This is a genomic window from Sphingopyxis sp. (genome assembly GCF_016793825.1).
GTDB lineage: Bacteria > Pseudomonadota > Alphaproteobacteria > Sphingomonadales > Sphingomonadaceae > Sphingopyxis.
In genome coordinates this window covers 1-20,466 of record NZ_JAEULM010000041.1, presented here as the reverse complement: position 1 = coordinate 20,466, position 20,466 = coordinate 1, and the positions used below count along the sequence as shown (strand labels likewise).

At 62.7% G+C, this 20,466-nt stretch carries 17 protein-coding genes; 16 read left to right on the top strand and 1 reads right to left on the bottom strand.

The window, feature by feature from the left end; translation table 11 throughout:
* Positions 1–22 precede the first annotated feature (22 nt).
* The 9 genes from eda to JNM03_RS12110 all read left to right on the top strand — a co-directional run bounded on the left by eda (position 23) and on the right by JNM03_RS12110 (position 11,077).
* On the top strand, positions 23–646 hold the full coding sequence (eda, locus tag JNM03_RS12150) for a bifunctional 4-hydroxy-2-oxoglutarate aldolase/2-dehydro-3-deoxy-phosphogluconate aldolase (protein WP_294036912.1): 624 nt from the start codon (positions 23–25) through the stop codon (positions 644–646).
* Positions 647–733: 87 nt separating this feature from the next.
* Positions 734–2,266 carry an HAD-IB family hydrolase gene (locus tag JNM03_RS12145; protein ID WP_294036910.1) on the top strand — a complete coding sequence of 511 codons (1,533 nt, stop codon included), beginning with the start codon at positions 734–736 and terminating at the stop codon, positions 2,264–2,266.
* 120 nt (positions 2,267–2,386) lie between these two features.
* Entirely contained in the window at positions 2,387–4,729 is a 2,343-nt protein-coding gene (locus JNM03_RS12140) for a glycerol-3-phosphate 1-O-acyltransferase (RefSeq protein WP_294036909.1), read from the top strand.
* Positions 4,722–6,311 carry a wax ester/triacylglycerol synthase family O-acyltransferase gene (locus JNM03_RS12135; protein WP_294036907.1) on the top strand — a complete coding sequence of 530 codons (1,590 nt, stop codon included), beginning with the start codon at positions 4,722–4,724 and terminating at the stop codon, positions 6,309–6,311. Before JNM03_RS12140 ends, JNM03_RS12135 begins: the two co-directional genes overlap by 8 nt.
* A 21-nt stretch (positions 6,312–6,332) precedes the next feature.
* Positions 6,333–7,781: a DUF3336 domain-containing protein gene (locus JNM03_RS12130; protein WP_294036906.1), complete on the top strand. Its 1,449-nt coding sequence runs from the start codon at positions 6,333–6,335 to the stop codon at positions 7,779–7,781.
* The gene (locus JNM03_RS12125; RefSeq protein WP_294036904.1) at positions 7,778–8,626 is read left to right on the top strand and encodes an alpha/beta hydrolase; all 849 of its coding nucleotides are present in this window, start codon (positions 7,778–7,780) and stop codon (positions 8,624–8,626) included. The genes JNM03_RS12130 and JNM03_RS12125 overlap by 4 nt, the downstream gene beginning before the upstream one ends.
* Positions 8,627–8,662: 36 nt before the next feature.
* On the top strand, positions 8,663–9,598 hold the full coding sequence (locus JNM03_RS12120; protein WP_294036903.1) for an alpha/beta fold hydrolase: 936 nt from the start codon (positions 8,663–8,665) through the stop codon (positions 9,596–9,598).
* Between the two features lie 38 nt (positions 9,599–9,636).
* The gene (locus JNM03_RS12115; protein ID WP_294036901.1) at positions 9,637–10,638 is read left to right on the top strand and encodes an NAD(P)H-dependent glycerol-3-phosphate dehydrogenase; all 1,002 of its coding nucleotides are present in this window, start codon (positions 9,637–9,639) and stop codon (positions 10,636–10,638) included.
* Positions 10,639–10,738: 100 nt separating this feature from the next.
* Positions 10,739–11,077: a hypothetical protein gene (locus JNM03_RS12110; protein WP_294036900.1), complete on the top strand. Its 339-nt coding sequence runs from the start codon at positions 10,739–10,741 to the stop codon at positions 11,075–11,077.
* A gap of 97 nt (positions 11,078–11,174) precedes the next feature.
* Here JNM03_RS12110 and JNM03_RS12105 read toward each other — a convergent pair whose 3' ends face one another.
* Positions 11,175–11,810 carry a TlpA disulfide reductase family protein gene (locus tag JNM03_RS12105; RefSeq protein WP_294036899.1) on the bottom strand — a complete coding sequence of 212 codons (636 nt, stop codon included), beginning with the start codon at positions 11,808–11,810 and terminating at the stop codon, positions 11,175–11,177.
* Here JNM03_RS12105 and argH point away from each other — a divergent pair.
* The 7 genes from argH to JNM03_RS12070 all read left to right on the top strand — a co-directional run bounded on the left by argH (position 11,809) and on the right by JNM03_RS12070 (position 20,366).
* Positions 11,809–13,185, top strand: coding sequence for an argininosuccinate lyase (gene argH / locus JNM03_RS12100; RefSeq protein ID WP_294036939.1), 1,377 nt, complete (start codon positions 11,809–11,811; stop codon positions 13,183–13,185). The genes JNM03_RS12105 and argH overlap by 2 nt on opposite strands.
* Positions 13,185–13,436, top strand: a complete 252-nt coding sequence (locus JNM03_RS12095) for a hypothetical protein (RefSeq protein ID WP_294036897.1) — start codon at positions 13,185–13,187, stop codon at positions 13,434–13,436. Before argH ends, JNM03_RS12095 begins: the two co-directional genes overlap by 1 nt.
* A 128-nt stretch (positions 13,437–13,564) precedes the next feature.
* The gene (gene lysA, locus JNM03_RS12090; RefSeq protein ID WP_294036896.1) at positions 13,565–14,824 is read left to right on the top strand and encodes a diaminopimelate decarboxylase; all 1,260 of its coding nucleotides are present in this window, start codon (positions 13,565–13,567) and stop codon (positions 14,822–14,824) included.
* A gap of 3 nt (positions 14,825–14,827) precedes the next feature.
* A complete protein-coding gene (locus JNM03_RS12085; protein WP_294036894.1) occupies positions 14,828–15,604 on the top strand; it encodes a bifunctional precorrin-2 dehydrogenase/sirohydrochlorin ferrochelatase in 777 nt (258 codons plus the stop codon).
* Positions 15,605–15,769: 165 nt separating this feature from the next.
* Positions 15,770–17,593 carry a translation elongation factor 4 gene (gene lepA / locus JNM03_RS12080; protein ID WP_294036892.1) on the top strand — a complete coding sequence of 608 codons (1,824 nt, stop codon included), beginning with the start codon at positions 15,770–15,772 and terminating at the stop codon, positions 17,591–17,593.
* A gap of 59 nt (positions 17,594–17,652) precedes the next feature.
* Complete coding sequence (locus JNM03_RS12075; protein ID WP_294036890.1) at positions 17,653–19,653, top strand: N-6 DNA methylase; 2,001 nt, start codon at positions 17,653–17,655, stop codon at positions 19,651–19,653.
* A 218-nt stretch (positions 19,654–19,871) separates the two neighbouring features.
* Complete coding sequence (locus JNM03_RS12070; protein WP_294036888.1) at positions 19,872–20,366, top strand: hypothetical protein; 495 nt, start codon at positions 19,872–19,874, stop codon at positions 20,364–20,366.
* Positions 20,367–20,466: the final 100 nt, after the last annotated feature.

Below are 20,466 nucleotides of genomic sequence, written 5' to 3'. Positions count from 1 at the left end.
TGACGAGAAAGAGAAGCCAGTAATGACCGACCATAGCATCGACCAGATCATGCGCCTTGCGCCCGTCATCCCGGTGATCGTGATCGATCGGGTCGAGGATGCGGTGCCCATGGCCGAGGCGCTCGTTGCCGGTGGCCTGCCGGTGCTCGAAGTCACGCTACGCACCCCCGCCGCGCTCGATGCGCTCACCGCGATGAAGGCGGTGAAGGGCGCGGTCGTCGGCGCCGGCACGGTGCTCGATCCCGCGATGCTGAACAGTGCGATTCAGGCGGGCGCCGAATTCATCGTCTCGCCGGGGCTCACCGACAATCTGGGTAAAGCGGCGGTCGCGAGCGGCATTCCCTTCTTGCCCGGCACCGCGAATGCCGGGGACATCATGCGCGGCATGGACCTTGGCCTGTCGCGTTTCAAATTCTTCCCTGCGGCGACCAGCGGCGGCATTCCGGCGCTGAAAGCGCTCGCCGGGCCCTTCGGAAACGCGCGTTTCTGCCCGACCGGCGGCATCAGCGCGGCGACGGCGCCCGAATGGCTCGCGCTCGACGCGGTGCTCTGTGTCGGTGGCAGTTGGGTTGTCCCGTCGGGATCGCTTGACCCGGTCAGCGTCGAGACATTGGCCCGCGAGGCATCTGCACTTTCGCGCCATTGATAAACGTCATCTTTACTGCCATCGTGCAGGGAAAGCGGCAATATAGTCGCTGGTGGGGAGATGCGCGTGCCAAGGCCGCAGCCACATTTGGAAGAAGTCCTCGCGTCCGAACCCGGATCGCACATTGCCGCGCTTTTCGATTTCGATGGCACCATCATATCCGGCTACTCGGCAACTGCGATGCTGCGCGAGAAATTCCAGCGTCGCGAAATGTCGATGGAAGAAATCGCGGAAACCGCGCAGGTTGTGGCGCAGCATAGCCTGGGGCAGATCGGCTTTTCCGGCCTGATGAGCGCTGCCGCCAAGTTCATGAAGGGCGTAGACGAGGAGAGTTTCACCCAGTTCGGCGAAGAACTCTACAAGAAGCACATCGCACGGAAAATCTACCCGGAGACGCGCGCGATCATCGAGGCGCATCAGGCAAAGGGGCATCGCGTCGCGATCATCTCGTCGGCGACGATCTATCAGATCGAGCCGACCGCGCGCGACCTTGGCATTACCGACATCAAATGCTCGGCCTACGAGATCGAGGACGGGATATTCACCGGCGATATCATCCGCCCGCTCTGTTTTGGCGAAGGCAAGGTGATCGCGGCGGAGGAACTCGCCGCCGAATATGGCCTCGATCTGGACCAGAGCTTTTTCTACTCGGACAGCGACGACGACATCGAACTGCTTGAACGTGTCGGCAAGCCGCGCCCGCTCAATCCGAACATGAAACTGAAGGGAATCGCGGACGAACGAAACTGGCCGGTTCAGCGCTTTGGCAGCCGCGGAACGCCGTCGTGGATCGACTATACACGGACCATTTACGCGACTGGTTCGCTCGTCGGGGCGTTCGCCGCCGGCCTGCCGATCTGGGCGCTCACCCGCTCACAGCGGGAGGCGGTCAATTTCTCGATGGGGCTGTTCGGCGATTTCGCGACCGCGATCACCGGGGTTGAGCTGGAGGTCGAGGACGAACGCCATCTTTGGTCCTCGCGTCCGTGCATCTTCATCTTCAACCATCAGAGCAAGGCGGACGTGATGATCCTTGCCAAGCTCATCCGTCGCGACATGGGCGGGGTGGGGAAGAAGGAAATCAAGAATATTCCCATCCTCGGCAAACTGATGGAATGGGGCGGCACCGTCTTCGTCGATCGTGCCGACGGAAAGAGCGCGATCAAGGCGATGGAACCGCTGGTCGATGCGATCCGGAAAGAAGGCAAGTCGATCTGTATTGCGCCCGAAGGGACGCGCAGCCTGACCCCGAAGCTGGAACCTTTCAAGAAGGGGGCCTTCCACCTCGCGATGCAGGCGGGCGTGCCGATCGTCCCGATCGTGATCCACAATGCAACCGACGTTGCGCCGAAGAATGAATTCGTCATGCGCCCCGCCACGGTGCGCGTTACCGTATTGCCGCCGGTCGATACCTCGCAGTGGAGCGTCAAGACGCTGAACACTCATGTGCGCGATGTGCGGAATATGTTTCTGCGCACGCTGGGGCAAGCCGAGGAAGAGAGTGCGGTCGCGGAAGCGCAGGCTGCGGTAGCGAAGCCAGCGAAGAAGACAGCCGGAAAGAAGGCCGAGCCGAAACCGGCGAAGAAAAAGGCTGCCGCGAGGAAGGCGGCAAAGGGGTGATGGTCGATATAAAACCCGTTCGCATCGGGCGAAGTCGAGATGCCGAACGGTAGCGCGCTCCTTGTGGCTGTCTTGCCTTCGCTCGCTACGAGCGGAGAACCGGTGGGGGCTTGCTGAGCGATGGCCGACGGCACCCCCCGCGCCGGAATCGTGGCGGAACAGGCGGCCGACCGGCTCTATATCATCGACGCACGCAATGGGGTCGAACGGCGCATTCTGCTCGACTGGATTCACGCGACATCGGGCGACCGCGAGCCGCAGTGGGCGAGCCTCGACATCGAGGACGGCGATCATGCGCTGCCCATCGACATGCTGCAGTTGCGGCTCGATGGCGCGCCATCGCGGCTGGTCGTTCCCTTGCGCGTCGCGTGGCGTATTCCCGCCTTCGACCGGGATCGCGCACTCAAATTTCGTCACCTGATCTTCGGTGATCCGCGACATCCGGGGCCGCTGCGGGCGCGGTTCATCCTGTGGCGTGACCGGCGCCGCGCGCAGATTCTTGTCGGTGAGGCCGCGACGCTCGACGCGCTGCGGGATCGCTTTTGTACGCAGACCGGCGGCGGTGATGGGGAGGGGACTGAAAGCCCGGAATTTGCGGGCTTCGTTGCACGGCAAGCGGCGCTGGCGCTCGATGTCGCCGAACGCGGCATTCGCGGTAGCCGCTACAAGGTGCCGCGCTTCGTTGCCGATGGGCTGCGTACCAGTCCCAAATTCCGCGCCGCGCTGGCCGAGCTTTCCGATACGACGGGGCGCCCGGTCGCCGATCTCTATCGCGAGGCGCGACCGCTGATGAAGGAAGTCATCGCGCGGCCTTCGGCGCTGTTCCTTGATTTGCGGGCGCGGCTCGACCGGATGATGTTCGGCGGCTACGCGCCCGAGATGGAAGTCGATGCGGCCGAAATGGCGAAGCTGCGCAGCATCCTTCGCGAGCATCCGACCTCGATCCTGTTCACGCATAAGACTTATATTGATGGCGCGACGCCCAGCCGGCTACTTTATGAAAACGACATGCCGATGCTGCACAGTTTCGGCGGCGCGAACCTTGACTTTGCGGTGATGGGCGAATTCTTTCGCCGGTCGGGAATGATCTTCATCCGGCGCAGTTTCCAGGACCAGCCGGTCTACAAGCTGGTGCTCCGCCACTATATCGCCTGGCTGCTCGCAAAACGCTTTCCGCTGAGCTGGGCGTTCGAGGGAACGCGCTCGCGGCTCGGCAAGCTGATGCCGCCGAAATACGGACTGATGAAATATGTCCTCGACGCGGCGCACGCGACCGGCACGCGCGATGTGCATTTCGTGCCCTTCGTGACCAGTTTCGACCTGATCCGCGATGTCGAGGAATATGCCGCCGAACAGACCGGCCGGAACAAGAAACCCGAAAGCCTGAGCTGGTTCATCGGGTATATGAAGAGCCTGAAGGAACCGTCGGGCCGCATCCGGCTGGATATCGGCGATCCGGTGGTGATTGACGAGGCACCGGGACCCGACGACAAGCGCGCGCTCGAACGGATCGCCTTCGCGGTTGCGGTCGAGGCGAACCGTGTCACGCCGCTCACTGTCACTTCGGTTATGTGTCTTATCCTCCTCGGGCTTGCTCCGCGCGGCGCGACTGCGGCTGAACTGCTGGCGGCGATCGCGGCGGTTACCGACTGGGCGCGGGTGCGCGATATTCGGCTCAGCAAGGAACTGGAAAGCCGCGACGACCGCGCGCTTTCCTTGACCGTCGATACGCTTGTCGAGAGCGGTCTGCTCGCTCGCTATGAGGCAGGGAGCGAGAATGTCTATTCGATCGATCCCGCGAAGCATCCGATGGCGAGCTATTATCGCAACATCATTGCCCACCACTTCCTGGATCGTGCGATGATCGAACTGGCGCTGTTCCAGCTTCGCGACAGCGGCGAACGCGACACGGGCGCAGGGTTCTGGGCGAAGATCGACCGGCTGCGCGACCTGTTCAAGTTCGAGTTCTTCTATCCTCCCCGCGACGAGCATCGCGCGGCTCTGGAGGCTGAGCTCGCGCGCATCGATCCGGCCTGGGAGAAGCGTCTGGCCAGCGGAGACCGCGGCGTCGCGCAGTTGATCCGTCGCAGCCAGCCCGTCGTCGGTCACGCGATCCTTCTTCCCTTCGCGGAGGCCTATTCGGTCGTCGCCGACCTGCTGACGCGCGCGAAGCCAGGCGACGAGGTCGATGCGAAGGCGCTGCTCGACACCGCGCTGGTCGAGGGTCGGCAGGCCTATCTCCTCCGCCGGATCAGCAGCGAGGCCGCCATCGGCAAGCTGCTCTTTGAAAACGGATTGTCGCTGATGCGGCATATGGGGCTCGCCGAGATCGCAACCCCCGACAGCCTCGCCGCGCGGCGCGCGCTGCTGGTGGAACTTCGCGGGCTTGCCAATGTGATGGAATCGATGCGCCTGTCGACGACGGCGCTGGCCGACAAACTACCCGGAGGGTCAGATGCTTAAGCAGCTCAGCGCGCAGGACGCCCAGTTCCTCTATACGCAGACAGCGAACAATCTGACGCACATCATGGGGATCTATATCTACGATCCCTCGACCGCGCCCGGCGGCTTCGTGCGCTTCAAGGACATCATCCGTCACGTCGAAAGCCGGGTTCACACCTCGCCGCTGTTCAAGCGCCGCCTTCACCGGCTGCCCTTCGACCTCGACCATCCCTATTGGGTCGAGGACGAGCATTTCGACATCGAGGCGCATATGAGCCATGCGCGGCTGCCCGAACCCGGTGACTGGCGACAGTTCTGCATCGCGGTGGCGCGCTATTTCTCGAAGCCGATGGATATGAACCGACCGCTATGGGACATTTATGTCATCGAGGGGCTCGACCGCATTCCCGGCATCCCAAAGGGCAGTTTTGCGATGCTGCACCGCGTTCATCATGCCGCGGTCGATGGTGCGTCGGGCGCCCACGCTTTCATCGCGATGAGCGATATCGACGCGAAGGGGACGCCCGCGATTTCCGAACCGCCGCCGTCCGAAGACCTCGGTCGCCCACCGTCAAGTGCCGAGACCGTGACGCGCGCATGGTCGGCCTCGCTCCAGTCACCCGTCAAGTTCATGAACGCCTTGATGAAGATGTCGCCTGCTATTGTCGCGTCGGCGCGCAAGTCGATCGCCGAAGGCGGGATGACGGCGGGGGTTCCGGAGACGCGCTTCAACGCGCCCGTTGGTCCGCACAAGATGTTCGAGGGTACGACCGTGGCGCTGGCCGATGTCGCGGAAATTCGCAAAAAAGTGCCCGGCGCGACGGTGAATGACGTGGTCTTGACCACCGTCGGCGGCGCGCTCCGCAAATATCTTGCGAAGCACAAGGAATTGCCGAAGGAGAGTCTGGTCGCGGTCGCGCCGATCAACCTGCGCGGCAAGGAGAAGGCCGCGGGGAAGGCATCGACCCCCGGCAATCAGGTCTCGGCGATGAGCGTGCCGATCCGCACCGACATCGCCGATCCCCTGGAAAGGCTGGCGGCGGTGCGAGACTATACGGTCGAAGCCAAGGAAGCGAAAGCGGGCGTCAGCGCGCGGATCATGACCGATCTGTCACAGCATATTCCGGGCGCGACGATGGCGGCCGTCGCGCGCATCGTCACCAGCGAAAGGTTCGCGGTGCGGGGGACCAATCTTTTCATTTCGAACGTCCCCGGTGCGCAGGTGCCGCTGTATCTCGCCGGTGCGCAGCTTGTGCAACAGTACGGGATGGCGCCACTTGCGAACAATATGGGGCTGTTCATCGCGACCCCCAGTTATAATGGTCGGATCGCCTTCTCGATCATCGGCGAGCGCGCGATCATGCCCGACATCGCCTTTTTTCGGACCTGCATTGATGAAAGTTTCGCCGATCTGATGGCGGCGATACCGAAGCCGGAGAAGCCGATCGCGAACCGAAAAGCCGCTACGGCAAAGCCGAAAGCGGTCGCCGAAGCGGTGCCGAAACCGCGGGCCAAGGTGAAAGCTGTGCCAAAACTGGCGGGCAAGCCCAAGCCGAAACCGGTTGCCAAAGGCAACGCAACCGGCAAGAATCGGAAAAAATAAGCCATCTCGCAGGATCAACGAATGATATTTGCCCCGACGCTCAGCGCCGACGCCGAGCTTGCAAGTGCGTCCAATTATGCCGCCTGGTCGAAAGCGGCACAGGCGCACGACGCGAAATCGGGGATGCAGGGGTGGCGAGACGCCGACGAAAGCCGGCACTTCGACTATAAGGCGATCCGCACCCGGCTCGAAAAATTGCGCAAGCTGTCGGCGGCGGGTGACGTCAAGGGACTATTGTTCGTACTCAACGAGGGCATCCACGGCAACATCGACGGCATGGGCCACGAACGCCTGTATCAGAAGGCTCGGTTCGGCACGAAGAAGCTGATCGAGGCCTATGTCGCCGAAGTCGTCGCAGCGCTCGACAAGATCGCGGCCTCGCGCTTGATCCCGCGCGAAGAAAAGCGTGATTTCTTCCGCCGCGCGCAGCATTGCTATGGACGTTCGGCGTTGCTGCTGTCGGGGTCGGGCAGTTTCCTCTTCTTCCACGTCGGCGTCGTCAAGGCGCTGTGGGGCGAAGGCGTGCTGCCGAACATCCTGGCGGGGTCGAGTGGCGGATCGATCGTCGCGGCCATCGTCTGCACGCGCAAGGACGCCGACGTCGGTCCCTTCCTTGAAAGCAAGCGGCTCGCCAATCCCGACCGCGGCCCCGAAATGAAGCGGCTTGCGCCCGACGAAGTGCGCGACCGGCTGGCCGAATTGATTCCCGACCTGACCTTTCAGGAAGCGTATGAGATCAGCGGCCGGCATCTCAACGTTTCGGTCGCTCCCGCCGAAAAGCATCAGAACGGTCGCCTGCTCAACGCGATCACCGCGCCCAATGTGCTGATCCGTGAGGCGGTACTGGCGTCGTGCGCGGTTCCGGGCGTCTTCCCGCCCGTGATGCTGATGGCGCGCGACGAGGCGGGCAACCGTGTTGCCTATCAGCCCGACCGGCGTTGGGTCGATGGGTCTGTGACGCACGATATTCCGACCAAGCGCCTCGAACGCCTCTATGGCGTGAACCATCATATCGTCAGTCAGGCCAACCCGCTGGCGCTGCCGTTTGCAACCGACACGCGCAAGCAGATGGCGCCGATCGAAGCCATTCAGCATGCGTCGATCGCGACGTTCAAGGCGTGGCTTAACGCAAACATGGTGATTTTCCAGAAGCCGCTTGAAATGGTGCCGCCGCTCAACAGCCTCGCCAATATGGCGCGCTCGGTCATCAATCAGGAATATACCGGCGACATCAACATCATTCGTCCACCCAAATTCTGGTCGCCAACCAAGATTTTAAGCGATCTGGCGCAGGATGACATCGACGAACTGATCGACACCGGTCAGCGTACCGCCTGGCCGAAGATCGAAATGGTCCGCACCCAGACGGCGATCAGCCGCGCGCTGGACGCGATCCTCGCGAAGCTCGACAAGGCGGGCGACGATGGGCCCGGCCATCGCAGTTCGGCGCTGAAGAAAGCGGTTCGTTGACCGCAGCTTCGGTGATCCTGCCGCCGAGGTCGGCCGGTGCGGGCGCAAAGCTGCATGTCACGCACTGGCTGCCGGAGGGGCGACCGAAGGCGGTCGTGCTGCTTGCGCACGGCTATGCTGAACATGCGGGGCGCTATGAGTATGTTGCCAAGCGGCTGACAACAGCCGGCTATGCGGTCTATGCGATCGATCATTGGGGTCACGGAAACTCGGATGGCGAGGGAGGGTTCGTGCCGCGCTTTTCGGCGTTCCTCGACGGCATGAGCGAGTTGCTGACGCTGGTCGAGGTCAACCATGGTGACACGCCGCGCGTCCTTCTCGGCCACAGCATGGGCGGGCTTATTGCGACGCTGTTTCTGGTCGAGCGACAGCAGGCGTTCGTTGCCGCCGCGCTCTCGGGACCGGCGATCCTGCCGGCCGAGCCACCGTCGCGTTTCACGGTCTGGATCAGCCGCTTTCTGTCACGTTTCTTTCCGCGTCTTGGCGTGCTGTCGCTCGACGCGACCGGCGTCAGCCGTGATCCGCAAGTCGTCGCGGCCTATCAGGCGGACCCGCTGGTCTATGGCGGCAAGATCGGCGCGCGGCTGGGCAAGGAATTCATGGATGCGATGGCTGTCGCACAGGCCGATGCGCCGAAAATCAGTTTGCCGCTGCTGATCCAGCATGGCGAGGCAGATCGGCTGACTGCACCGGCGGGTTCGCGCTATCTTTTCGACAATGTCGCGTCGCGGGACAAACGGCTCGAAATCTATCCAGGCCTGTTCCACGAAATCTATAGCGAGCCCGAACGCGATACGGTTCTCGATGATCTGATCGGCTGGTTCGACGCGCATGTTGCGGCCTGAAGTGGACGCCAACGGGTTGAGAGGGACGTCACGCGCATGATCAAATTCCTTCTTATCCTCCTGTTTGCGCCGCTGATCGCACTCGTGCTGATGTATTTCGTCTTTCCGGGTCGCCTTGTCGCCTCAGGGCGCTGGCTGCTCCGCAAGCGCGGCGGTACGGTGCAGAAGAGCGTGGTCGTGGAAGGTCGTGCCTGGCCCTATCTGGAGGGCGGCGACCCGGCGAAGCCGACGTTGCTGCTTGTCCATGGCTTTTCGGGCGACAAGGATAACTGGTCTTTTCTCGCGCCCTATCTGACCCGCGACTATCACATCATTGCGCCCGATCTGCCCGGTTTCGGCGAGAATGAGCGCAACCCGGATCTTGCCTATGATATCACGGCCCAAACCGCCCGGTTGAAAGCTTTTGTCGACGCGCTTCGCCTCGACCGCCCGCATGTGGCTGGCAACAGCATGGGTGGCTGGATCGCGCTTCGCTATGCGCTCGACTATCCGGGCGCGCTCGCCAGCCTGATCCTTCTCAACAATGCGGGCATCAACGGCGAGCATGAAAGCGACCTTCAGAAACAGGCCGCGAATCTCGATTACAATCCGCTCGTCCTCGCCAACCTGGAGGATGCCGACCGGCTGGTTGCGATGGTCGTTCACAAGCCACCGCATATCCCGTCGCGACTGAAGCCTGTCATCTACGCCGATGGTCTCAAATACCGCGACCAGCTCGATGCGATCTTCTGGGTTATCGCGAACGAAGGGCGCGATCATCCGCTCAACGACCGGCTGGGCGACGTGAAGGCGCCGACCTTAATTCTCTGGGGTCGCCACGACCGTTTGCTCGATGTCAGTTGTGTCCCGGTGCTTGAGTTTGGCATTGCGGGAAGCCGTTCGCACATCTTCGAACATGTCGGCCATGTCCCGATGGTCGAAGATCCCAAGGCGACAGCGGACGTGATGAAGGGCTTTCTTGCCAAGCTCTGAAATGCGCGCCAGTCTCTTCCGAAAATAGGGAGAGGTTCATGCGGTTGAAGGTCGGGCTGCTCGGCGGGGGCAGTTGGGGGACGACGGTCGCGTCGGTCGTGTCGCGCAACGCCCCCATCACACTGTGGGCGCGCGATGCCGAAACGGTCGAAGGCATCAACAGCGTCGGCGAGAATCGCAAATATCTGCCCGGGATCAAGTTGCCCGCAGCCTTGCGCGCCACAAACGATATGGCGGCGGTCGTCGCGGCCGCCGACGTGCTGGTGATGGGCGTTCCCTCGCACAGCTTTCGCGGCGTTCTGGAAGAAGCGCGCAATCATCTCCGTCCCTGGGTTCCGGTGATCAGCCTGACCAAGGGGCTTGAACTCGCGACGGGTAAGCGGATGACCGAGCTGATCGAGGAAATTCTTCCCGGTCATCCGGTCGGCGTATTGACGGGGCCGAACCTCGCGCGGGAGATCATGGCGGGACAGGCGGCGGCAAGCGTGCTGTCGATGGAAGACGAGATCGTCGTTCGCGCGCTTCAGCCGGTTTTCCATTCGGGACTGTTCCGCGTCTACACCAATACCGACCTCCTCGGCTGCGAGCTTGGCGGTGTGCTCAAAAACATCATCGCGATCGCCGTCGGCATGGGCGATGGGCTCGGCGCGGGGGACAACACGCGCGCCGGTCTGATGACGCGCGGGCTGGCCGAGATCACGCGACTCGGTGTAGCGATGGGCGGGCGGCCCGAAACTTTCGCGGGACTGACCGGCATGGGCGATCTGATCGCGACCTGCACCAGCCCCTTGTCGCGCAACCGCCACGTCGGGGTCGAACTTGGCAAGGGGCGTCCTATCGCCGATATCATCGCCGGTATGAACATGGTCGCCGAGGGCGTGAAGAGCGCGCCGACGGTCATGGCACTCGCCGACAGATATGACATTGCGATGCCGATCGCGCGCGACGTGTTCGACGTCACGCAAGGCAAACGCGACGCACAGGAAGTGTTCCGCGGTCTGCTCCGGTCGAGCGTGGGCGACGAAGCCCACCCCGGCTGACCCTTTTGCCGCGGGCCGTGCCGAATCGTCGATCAGGCGGGAAGAAATAGCGCGCTTGCTTCGTTCTTCTCCTGACCAACGGGGTCCAAGGAGACAGACGATGAAAAAATGGACGAGCTTCGCCTTGCTGCTGGCGCTTCCGGCCAGCGCCGCAGTGGCCGCTGTTCCCTATGGCTCGATGCCGGCTGGGTTCGAGCGACCCGAAATCCGCGCGGTGCCGATTGCCGGCGTCTACAATCAATACTGGTACAATTACAAAGCGGACATCCTCGAGGCCGAAAAGGAGCTGATCAGCGATCTGCGCCATTCGACCGACCGTGAAGACCGTTGGGACGCATGGGACGAATGGACCGCCGAGGTTGTCGATGCCGACAAGGATTATGCACGGGAAATGCGCAAGAAGGGCTATCGAACCGGCCGCGTGACAGTGGGCGGCTAACCCGGACCTTGCCCGGGTAGGAGGGGGCGGGCGTGTGTGGCGTCCGCCCTCTTCGCACATGTCAAATCCGCCCATGGCCTCGCCGCGGGGAGGAGCATTATCTGATCCCGCCTTCCGCAAGCAGCGCCTTTGCTTCCTGACCCTGCCAGTCGATGGCGCCGACCACCCGCCACAGCTCGCGACCCTTCGCATCGTAGAAGATGCTCGTCGGGAGCGCGCCGGCGCTGGCGTCGAGCAACGCGTTTTCTGGATCGAGATAGGGCTGGAGCGCCTTCAGCTTCGCCTTCTGGAACCAGGGATCGACAACCTCAGCACCCTGCAGATCCTGTGCGACGGCGATCACCGTCATGCGCGAACCTTCTTTCGTCGCCAGTGCATCAAGGGTCGGCATCTCGGCGACACAGGGCGCGCACCAAGTGGCCCACAGATTGACCAGTAACGGTTTGCCCCGGAACGCGGCGAGCGTGACCGCCGCATCGTCGGGGCCTTTGAACGCCGCCGCCGGTGCGGCCTTGCCAGCCCGGCTGCGATCGACCTGATGCTGAAAAGTGTCGATGGCGCCGCCATCCTTCGCTTCACCGCCCGAAATATTTGCTTGGGAGCCTGATGCTTGCTCCTCGTCGGCCTTTTGCCTATCGCAGCCCGCGACCGATCCGGCCAAAATCAGGGCGAGGGTCGCGGGAAACAAGCTTGGAACGCGGCGAATGGCGGATACTCCGGATAGTAACAGCATGTGGGGCGGTCGCTTTGGTGGCGGACCGGCCGCCATCATGCAAGAAATTAACGCCTCCATTCCGGTCGACAAACGCCTTTGGGAGGAAGATATCGTCGCCAGCCGCGCGCATGCCGCAATGCTGGGCGCGACGGGGGTCATCTCCGCCGCGGATGCCGCCGCGATCGACCGCGGCCTTGCGCTGATCGGTGACGAGTTCGCCGCGCGGGGTGTCCCTGTCGATCTTGGTCTCGAAGACATTCATATGACAGTCGAATCGCGGCTGAAGGAACTCGTCGGGGAGCCCGCTGGTCGCCTCCATACGGCTCGCTCGCGCAACGATCAGGTCGCGACCGATTTCCGCCTGTGGGTACGTACCGCTTGCGTGCGCATCGACGGGGGGCTGAAGGCGATCCAGGCAGCACTCCTGACGCGCGCCGAGGAGCACGCGGCCAGCATCATGCCGGGTTTCACGCATTTGCAGGTCGCGCAGCCGGTCACGCTCGGCCATCACCTGCTCGCCTATGTCGAGATGTTCGGCCGCGACCGTTCGCGCTTTTCCGACGCGCGTCGTCGCCTCAACGAATCGCCACTCGGCGCTGCGGCGCTCGCGGGAACCAGCTTCCCGCTCGATCGCGATAAGACGGCCGCCGCGCTGGGGTTCGACAGACCGATGGCAAACAGCATCGATGCCGTCTCGGACCGCGACTTCGCTCTCGAATTCTGCGCGTCGGCGTCGATCGCGGCGCTCCACCTCTCGAGGCTTGCCGAGGAGATCGTGATCTGGGCGAGTCAACCGTTCGGCTTCGTGGCCTTGCCCGACGCCTGGTCGACCGGCAGTTCGATCATGCCGCAAAAACGCAACCCCGACGCCGCGGAGCTGGTGCGCGGCCGCGCGGGTTTGCTGCTCGGGGCCTTCCAGCGGCTCTCCGTAATCGTGAAGGGGCTGCCGCTCACCTATTCAAAGGATCTGCAGGACGACAAGGAGACGGTATTCGGCGCCTTCGACGCGCTTGCTCTGTCACTCGCGGCGATGACCGGCATGGTCGAAACGCTGACGTTCCGCACCGATCGTATGCGGGCGCTTGCGGCGTCGGGCTATTCCACTGCGACCGACCTCGCCGATTGGTTGGTCCGCGAGGCTGGCGTGCCGTTCCGCGAGGCGCATCACGTCGTCGGCTCCTGCGTCAAGCGCGCCGAGCAACTGGGGGTCGAGCTGTCCGCACTGCCCGCCGATGACGCGGCGGCGATCCATCCCGCCGTCACTCCCGCCGCGCTGGCGGCGTTAACCGTCGAGGCGTCGGTTGCCAGCCGTACAAGCTATGGCGGCACGGCGCCCGAACGGGTAAGGCAGGCCATCGCCGCGGCGCGTGCCGCGCTGGAGGAACAGGATTGATGGCGAAGAGCCGCCTCATCGTCGCGACTTTTGCCGTCACCGCGCTTCTCGGTGCGTGCGGCAGCAAGGAAGATCTGAAACCGCCGGCGGGCGAACCCGCCCCGGCGATTCCCGTCGGCGCAAAGCGCGCCCCAACCACGGAGGAACTGACGACGCCCGACGCGCAGGCCAGGCCAGCGCGCAGCGACGAACTTCTCAAACGGTCCGAACAACGCGAACCCGACGATTTCGATTTGCCGCCTCCCGGCTGATCGAAACAAGACCCAGTTGTTTCGTTCGTGTCGAGCCGGGTCGAGATGCCCATCCGCGCGGCGCAGTCCGCAGGGCGATCTCGCCTACGCGCGATGCGAACAGAAAGTGAAGATCAGGATTCCCTTCGATGGACCATTTCGAACTGCGTAACGGCGTCCTCCACGCCGAAGATATTCCCCTGTCCCGTATTGCCGAGGAGATCGGCACACCCGTCTATGTCTACTCACGCGCGACGCTCGAACGCCATGCGCAGGTGTTCGCCGATGCGCTGAAGGATATTCCGCGCAAGCACATCGCGTTTGCGATCAAGTGCAATCCCAACCTCGGTGTGCTGCGCGTGCTGGCGCGGCAGGGTTATGGCGCCGACGTCGTGTCGGGCGGCGAGCTCGAACGCGCGCTTGCGTCGGGCATGGCGCCGCAGGACATCGTCTTCTCTGGCGTCGGCAAGACCCGAGCCGAGCTGGCTCAGGGCCTCGATCGCGGTATCGGCCAGTTCAACATCGAGCATGAGCCCGAGGGCGTCGCGCTTGCGGCCATTGCTCTTGCAAGGGAGATGACCGCCCCGGCGGTGCTGCGCGTCAATCCCGATGTCGATGCCGGAACGCATGCGAAGATCTCGACCGGCAAGGCCGAGAACAAGTTCGGCGTCGGCATCGACGCGGCGCCGGAAATATTCGGCCGCCTCGCCGCGCTGCCGGGGTTGCAGATGCGCGGTATCGCGCTTCACATCGGCAGCCAGCTCACGAGTCTGGCGCCGCTGGAAGCCGCCTTCGAACGTGTCGGTCGCCTCGTCGCCGACCTGCGCGCGGCGGGGCACAGTATTACCCACGTCGATCTTGGCGGTGGGCTTGGGGTGCCATATCGGCCCGAGGATAATCCGCCGAGCCCCGCCGACTATGGCGCGATGGTCGCGCGCGTGACCAAGGACTGGGACGTCACCTTGATGTTCGAGCCAGGCCGCGTGATCGCGGGAAATACGGGTGTGCTGCTCACCGAGGTATTGTGGGTGAAGCCGGGTGCGACCAATCCGTTCGTGATCGTCGATGCCGCGATGAACGATCTTGCGCGCCCGGCGCTTTACGATGCATGGCACGACTTCGTGGCGGTCAGGCCTACGGGCGAAACGATGACCGCGTCGATCGTCGGTCCGGTGTGCGAAACCGGCGACACGTTCGCACGCGATCGTGTGATCGACAGGGTTGATTCGGGCGATCTTGCCGTCTTCCGAACCGCGGGTGCTTATGGCGCGACGATGGCTTCGACCTACAATAGCCGTAGCCTGGTGCCCGAGGTTCTCGTCGATGGCGACCGCTACATAACGGTTGCCGATCGCATTGCGGCTGGCACCATCATGGCGGCCGAGCGGGTGCCGGACTGGATAGACTGACAGATGGAACAACTCCCCGTCTTCCTCAACCTGCGCGGCCGCACGGTCGTGCTCGTGGGGGAAGGCGCGGTGGCGGAAGCTAAGGCGCGGCTGATCGGGCGGGCGGGCGGACGGATCGTTTCCGGGTGGGAGGCAGGCGCAGCGCTCGCCTTCGTCGCGATCGAGGACGAGGCGGCGGCGCGTGCCGCTGCCACGGCGCTTCGCGCACGGGGTCTGCTTGTCAATGTTGTCGATCGTCCTGACTTGTGCGACTTCACCACCCCCGCGATCGTCGATCGCGCGCCGGTTACGATCGCGATCGGCACCGGCGGTGCATCGGCAGGACTTGCCAAGGCCGTGCGCCAGCGCATCGAGACGTTGCTCCCGGCACGACTGGGCGAGTTGGCGACGACGCTGCGTGCCGAACGCGACGCGATGCGGGCGCGCTGGCCCGTCGCCGCAGATCGTCGCCGTGCGATCGACGCTGCGCTGGCTCCGCGCGGTTTGCTGGATCCGCTCGATGGCGATGCGACGAACAGGGTTGGTCATTGGCTTGCCAGCAACGCCCCGCCGACGTCATCGCGGCTTGAAACCATCTCCCTGACCAGCGTCGATCCTGACGACCTGACGCTTCGTGCTGCGCGCCTTCTCGGCGAGGCCGACCACATCTTTCACCCTGCGGGCACCCCCGCGGCGATTATGGACCGCGCGCGCGCCGATGCGGAGCGGCATGCCGCCGAAGTGGCGCCGACCGATCCACCCGCAGGACTTTCGATCTGGATAGAGGCGACGGGTTTTTAGCGGCCGGTGCTGCAATTTCGTCCATCCGCGCTATCGGACCGTTTGGCACATCGCAAGCAGCGGACCGGGTGCAATGCGCACGCGCCTGTCGTTCCTGTGCCGGCGCAAGCTGGGCCAATAGCTTCCGCTGCTGACAGCGCGGCTTTCCGCTGCTAACGGCGCGCGATGACAACTCCGCTTTCGCATATTCGCAACTTCTCGATCATCGCGCACATCGACCATGGCAAGTCGACGCTGGCCGACCGGTTGATCCAGTTCACCGGCGGGCTGACGGCGCGCGAGATGTCGGCACAAGTCCTTGATAACATGGATATCGAGAAGGAACGCGGGATCACGATCAAGGCGCAGACCGTGCGCCTGACGTACAAGGCGCATGATGGCGAGACGTACCAGCTCAACCTGATGGACACGCCCGGCCACGTCGATTTCGCCTATGAAGTCTCGCGCAGCCTCGCGGCGTGCGAGGGGGCGTTGCTGGTCGTCGATGCCGCGCAAGGGGTCGAGGCGCAGACGCTGGCGAACGTGTACCAGTCGATCGAACATGACCATGAGATCGTGCCGGTGATCAACAAGATCGACCTGCCCGCGGCCGACGTCGACAAGGTGAAGGCCGAGATCGAGGATATCATCGGCCTGCCCGCCGACGACGCGGTGCTGGCGTCCGCCAAGTCGGGCATCGGGATCGAAGAAGCGCTGGAAGCCATCGTCGCCCGCATCCCGCCGCCGAAGGGCGACGCGACCGCGCCGCTGGTCGCGATGCTCGTCGACAGCTGGTACGATCCCTATCTGGGCGTCGTCATCCTGGTCCGCGTGATCGACGGCGTCCTGAAAAAAGGGCAGCAGATCAAGTTCATGCAGGCGGGCACCACCCATCTGATCGACCGCGTCGGCTGCTTCACGCCGAAGCGCGAGGAGCTGACCGAGATCGGCCCCGGCGAGATCGGCTTCATCACCGCGCAGATCAAGGACGTCGCGCAGGCGCGCGTCGGCGACACGGTGACCGACGCGAAGAAACCCGCCGCACAGGCGCTGCCGGGCTTCAAGGAAGTCCAGCCGGTCGTGTTCTGCGGCCTGTTCCCGACCGACGCCAATGATTTCGAAAAGCTGCGCGAAAGCATCCAGAAGCTGCGCCTCAACGATGCCAGTTTCTCGTTCGAGATGGAAAGCAGTGCCGCGCTGGGCTTTGGCTTTCGCTGCGGCTTCCTCGGCCTGCTCCACCTCGAGATCATTCAGGAACGGCTGACCCGCGAGTACGACCTCGACCTGATCACCACCGCGCCGAGCGTGGTGTACAAGCTGAAGCTCAGCCACACCAAGAATGAGGCGGCGAAGGAGATCGAGCTTCACAACCCCGCCGACATGCCCGACCCCAACCGCATCGACGAGATTCAGGAGCCGTGGATCGAGGCGGTGATCTATGTCCCCGACGATTATCTGGGTCCGATCCTGAAGCTGTGTCAGGACCGCCGCGGGGTGCAGAAGAACCTGACCTATGTGGGCGGCCGCGCGCAGATCACCTATGACCTGCCGCTCAACGAGGTGGTGTTCGATTTCTATGACCGGCTGAAGAGCATCAGCCGCGGCTATGCCAGTTTCGACTATCACCAGATCGGCCACCGCCCCGGCGACCTGGTCAAGATGAGCATCCTCGTCAACAACGAGCCGGTCGATGCGCTGAGCATGATCGTCCACCGCGGCACCGCCGAAAGCCGCGGCCGCGGCATGTGCGAGCGGCTGAAGGACCTGATTCCGCGCCACATGTTCAAGATCCCGATCCAGGCCGCGATCGGCGGCAAGGTGATCGCCCGCGAAACCATCGCCGCGCTGCGCAAGGACGTGACCGCCAAATGCTATGGCGGCGACGCGACCCGCAAGAAGAAGCTGCTGGAAAAGCAGAAGGAAGGCAAAAAGCGGATGCGGGAATATGGGAATGTGAACATTCCGCAGGAGGCGTTTATTGCCGCGCTGCGGATGGGGGATGATGCTTAGAACGAGAGGCTTGCCCCCGCGAATGTCCCTGTTAGGACGAGCGCAGCAAAGGGGATACCATGCAATCATATCTCGATCAGGCCATTGCAGCCGGTCATCTTAGCATCGAATCGAGCAGCAAAACGGTCCGAATCCGATATGTTGCCGTCGACCGGGCCGAGCGCTGGTCTGATCCCGAAGAAAAGGTGCGCGCTGAATATTACGCTGAGTTGATCCACCGCTACGGCTATTCGCCGAAGCGCATCGGAGTGGAAGTGACCGTTCCCGACCGCTCGCCGAACGACTTCGCGGACCTCGTCGTGTTTCAAGACGACGAGCGAAAGCGCCCCTTTGCAGTGATTGAATGCAAGGCTGAAAGTTACGGCGGCAAACCGATTGCAGCCGCGATCTTCAATCAGGCCGTGGAACAGGCATGGGGCAACGGCAACGCGCATAAATTCCGTGCCGCATATGTGGGGGTGGTCGCTGGCGCCACACGTCGTTTCCTCGATTGTGCAGAGAAGTATGGAGCACTTGAACGCGACGGCAACCAGGTCGCCGATCTCCCCATTAACTATGGCAAGCCGCCCCCTTATAAATTCGTCAAGGGCGGCATCGACGGCAAGCGCGACATCGCCGCCGTCGAGAAAGGCGATCTGATCGCTGCAATAGACAAAACGCACCAGACGCTGTGGGGTGGTGGCCGCCTATCGCCGCCTGCGGCGTTCGGCGAGTTCTGCAAACTCATTTTCGTGAAGGTGCGCGACGAAAAACGCGTCGAAGAGAGCGACGCCGGAACGGTCTATGAGTTCCAGATCAACACCGATGAGAGTGCCGTTGAGCTAGGTGCTCGCATCCGCAAACTCTACGACGCCGAAATGGAGCGTGAGAAAGATGTCTTCACCGAGCGGCTGAAGATTGACGACCTGACGATAAAAATGTGCGTCGAACATCTCGAAAGCATCAATTTCTCAGCCACCGATCTCGATACCAAGGGCGTCGCTTTCGAACGATTTTTGGATGGATTCTTCAAAGGCGATTTCGGACAATATTTCACCCCGCGCGAGATCATCCAGTTCTGCGTAGCAATGATGCCGCCAAAAGCCGACGATTATGTTCTCGACACTTCCTGCGGCTCGGGTGGTTTTCTGCTCTATGCAATGGACCATGTTCGCCACGCGGCCGCAGGTATTCAGAACGAGGTCGCGCGTTTTCGTAAGTGGCACGACTTTGCTGAAAAGCGGCTGTTCGGCATCGAAATCAATGACGAGATCAGCCGCGTCGCTAAAATGAACATGATCCTGCACGACGACGGTCATACCAATGTGGTCGCAGCCGACGGGCTGGAGGACTGGCCGGTCCTCGAAAAGATCAACCGCGACCTGAAGCCGGGCACGTTCGACATCGTTCTGACCAATCCGCCTTTCGGCGCCGTCGTCAAGGCGGCCGAAAAGGGACAGGCCTATATCGACCGGTTCGATCTCAGCCGCCATTTGGGAAAACCGTCCGCTCCGGGCGACGAAAAGCAAAAGGCAGGCAAGGCAGCGATCAAGCGGCGCGCGAGCGTCAAGACCGAAATCCTGTTCCTGGAACGCATTCACGACTTTCTCAAAGCCGGCACTGGCCGCGCGGCGATCGTCGTCCCCGATGGCATTCTGACTAACGGATCGCTGCAGGGCGTCCGCGACTGGCTGATGGACCGCTTCCAGATTCTGGCCGTGGTCTCGCTGCCGCAAGCAGCGTTCCAGCATTCGGGAGCGAGCGTGAAGGCATCGTTGCTGTTTGTACGGCGGCGCGCCGACAAGGAGGTGGTAAGCGACGATGAAGCCATCTTCATGGCTGCTCCGGGGAACATCGGTTACGATGCCACGGGCCGCGATACCGTCCGTACGGAAGTTATCGAGCCCGGCGAAGAAGAAAGGCGCGTGCGCAAGCATCACGACCTGTTCACTTATGAAGCCGTAGAGGCATTCAAGGACGGAAAATGGGAGGAAGCAGGACCGCGCAAGGTGCTTCCGCATGACGGCGTGCTCGGGGCTTGGGCACGGTTCCAAAGGGATCCCACAAGTTTTTTCGTCTAAGCCCCGCCGAACGCGAAGCCCTTGGCGGTTTCGCTGTTCGCCGGGGCGAAGCAAAGGCTCGACTGGACGTCAACTACAGTGCCCTTCGCTCTGCTGTCGAGGAGCGACTGGCTTGTTCGCTATATCCCGTTGAAACCATCGGGAAACTCGAAACTCGGCTGCAATATGGCTGCTCGAAGCGGGCCGATCTTGACCCGATTGGATTGCCCATTCTTCGGATGAGCAACATGCAGCCTGACGGTTGGGACTTGAGTGAACTGAAATATGTCGAATTGAATGACAAGGAACGCGCGCTCTGGCTGCTCGATAAGGGGGACATTCTCTTCAACCGCACCAATTCGAAGGAACTGGTCGGGAAATGTGAGGTGTTCAACGAGCCTGGTGAATGGGTATTCGCTTCCTATTTGATGCGGCTTACCGTCGATCGGGACCTTGCGTCGCCGGAATTCGTCTCGGCCTATCTTAGCGGTCCAAGCGGGCGGGCGCAGATCGAGCGTGAAAGTCGTCAGATCATCGGTATGACCAACATCAATGCCGAGGAAATTCGCACGTTGCGGATTCCGCTTCCTAAGCCAGCTGTTCAAGCAGCGCTCCTCGCTGAGCTCGATGTCGCTCGTGTAGCGCGCGATACGGGGCTGGCGGCAGCCGATGCGTCGCTTTCGGGTCTTGATGCTGAGGATCAGCGTGCAATAGGCACCCCCTTCGTGGGGTGATCGGCGTGCAAAAAGGACCCCTTCATCCCGGGGATTTAGTCGGCCGACTGGTTTTGATCAGTTGGCGAGAACGGGATGTTGATCGTGGAGACAGTGGTTC

What these genes read in the sequence shown, in the direction of transcription:
- JNM03_RS12140 (WP_294036909.1), top strand. Translation starts at nt 2,387, where the DNA reads ATGGCCGACGGCACCCCCCGCGCCGGAATCGTGGCGGAACAGGCGGCC.
- JNM03_RS12105 (WP_294036899.1), bottom strand. Translation starts at nt 11,810, where the DNA reads ATGCTGTTACTATCCGGAGTATCCGCCATTCGCCGCGTTCCAAGCTTG.
- JNM03_RS12120 (WP_294036903.1), top strand. Translation starts at nt 8,663, where the DNA reads ATGATCAAATTCCTTCTTATCCTCCTGTTTGCGCCGCTGATCGCACTC.
- JNM03_RS12135 (WP_294036907.1), top strand. Translation starts at nt 4,722, where the DNA reads ATGCTTAAGCAGCTCAGCGCGCAGGACGCCCAGTTCCTCTATACGCAG.
- lysA (WP_294036896.1), top strand. Translation starts at nt 13,565, where the DNA reads ATGGACCATTTCGAACTGCGTAACGGCGTCCTCCACGCCGAAGATATT.
- JNM03_RS12070 (WP_294036888.1), top strand. Translation starts at nt 19,872, where the DNA reads ATGAGCAACATGCAGCCTGACGGTTGGGACTTGAGTGAACTGAAATAT.
- JNM03_RS12095 (WP_294036897.1), top strand. Translation starts at nt 13,185, where the DNA reads ATGGCGAAGAGCCGCCTCATCGTCGCGACTTTTGCCGTCACCGCGCTT.
- lepA (WP_294036892.1), top strand. Translation starts at nt 15,770, where the DNA reads ATGACAACTCCGCTTTCGCATATTCGCAACTTCTCGATCATCGCGCAC.
- JNM03_RS12075 (WP_294036890.1), top strand. Translation starts at nt 17,653, where the DNA reads ATGCAATCATATCTCGATCAGGCCATTGCAGCCGGTCATCTTAGCATC.
- JNM03_RS12110 (WP_294036900.1), top strand. Translation starts at nt 10,739, where the DNA reads ATGAAAAAATGGACGAGCTTCGCCTTGCTGCTGGCGCTTCCGGCCAGC.
- JNM03_RS12115 (WP_294036901.1), top strand. Translation starts at nt 9,637, where the DNA reads ATGCGGTTGAAGGTCGGGCTGCTCGGCGGGGGCAGTTGGGGGACGACG.
- JNM03_RS12085 (WP_294036894.1), top strand. Translation starts at nt 14,828, where the DNA reads ATGGAACAACTCCCCGTCTTCCTCAACCTGCGCGGCCGCACGGTCGTG.
- argH (WP_294036939.1), top strand. Translation starts at nt 11,809, where the DNA reads ATGTGGGGCGGTCGCTTTGGTGGCGGACCGGCCGCCATCATGCAAGAA.
- eda (WP_294036912.1), top strand. Translation starts at nt 23, where the DNA reads ATGACCGACCATAGCATCGACCAGATCATGCGCCTTGCGCCCGTCATC.
- JNM03_RS12130 (WP_294036906.1), top strand. Translation starts at nt 6,333, where the DNA reads ATGATATTTGCCCCGACGCTCAGCGCCGACGCCGAGCTTGCAAGTGCG.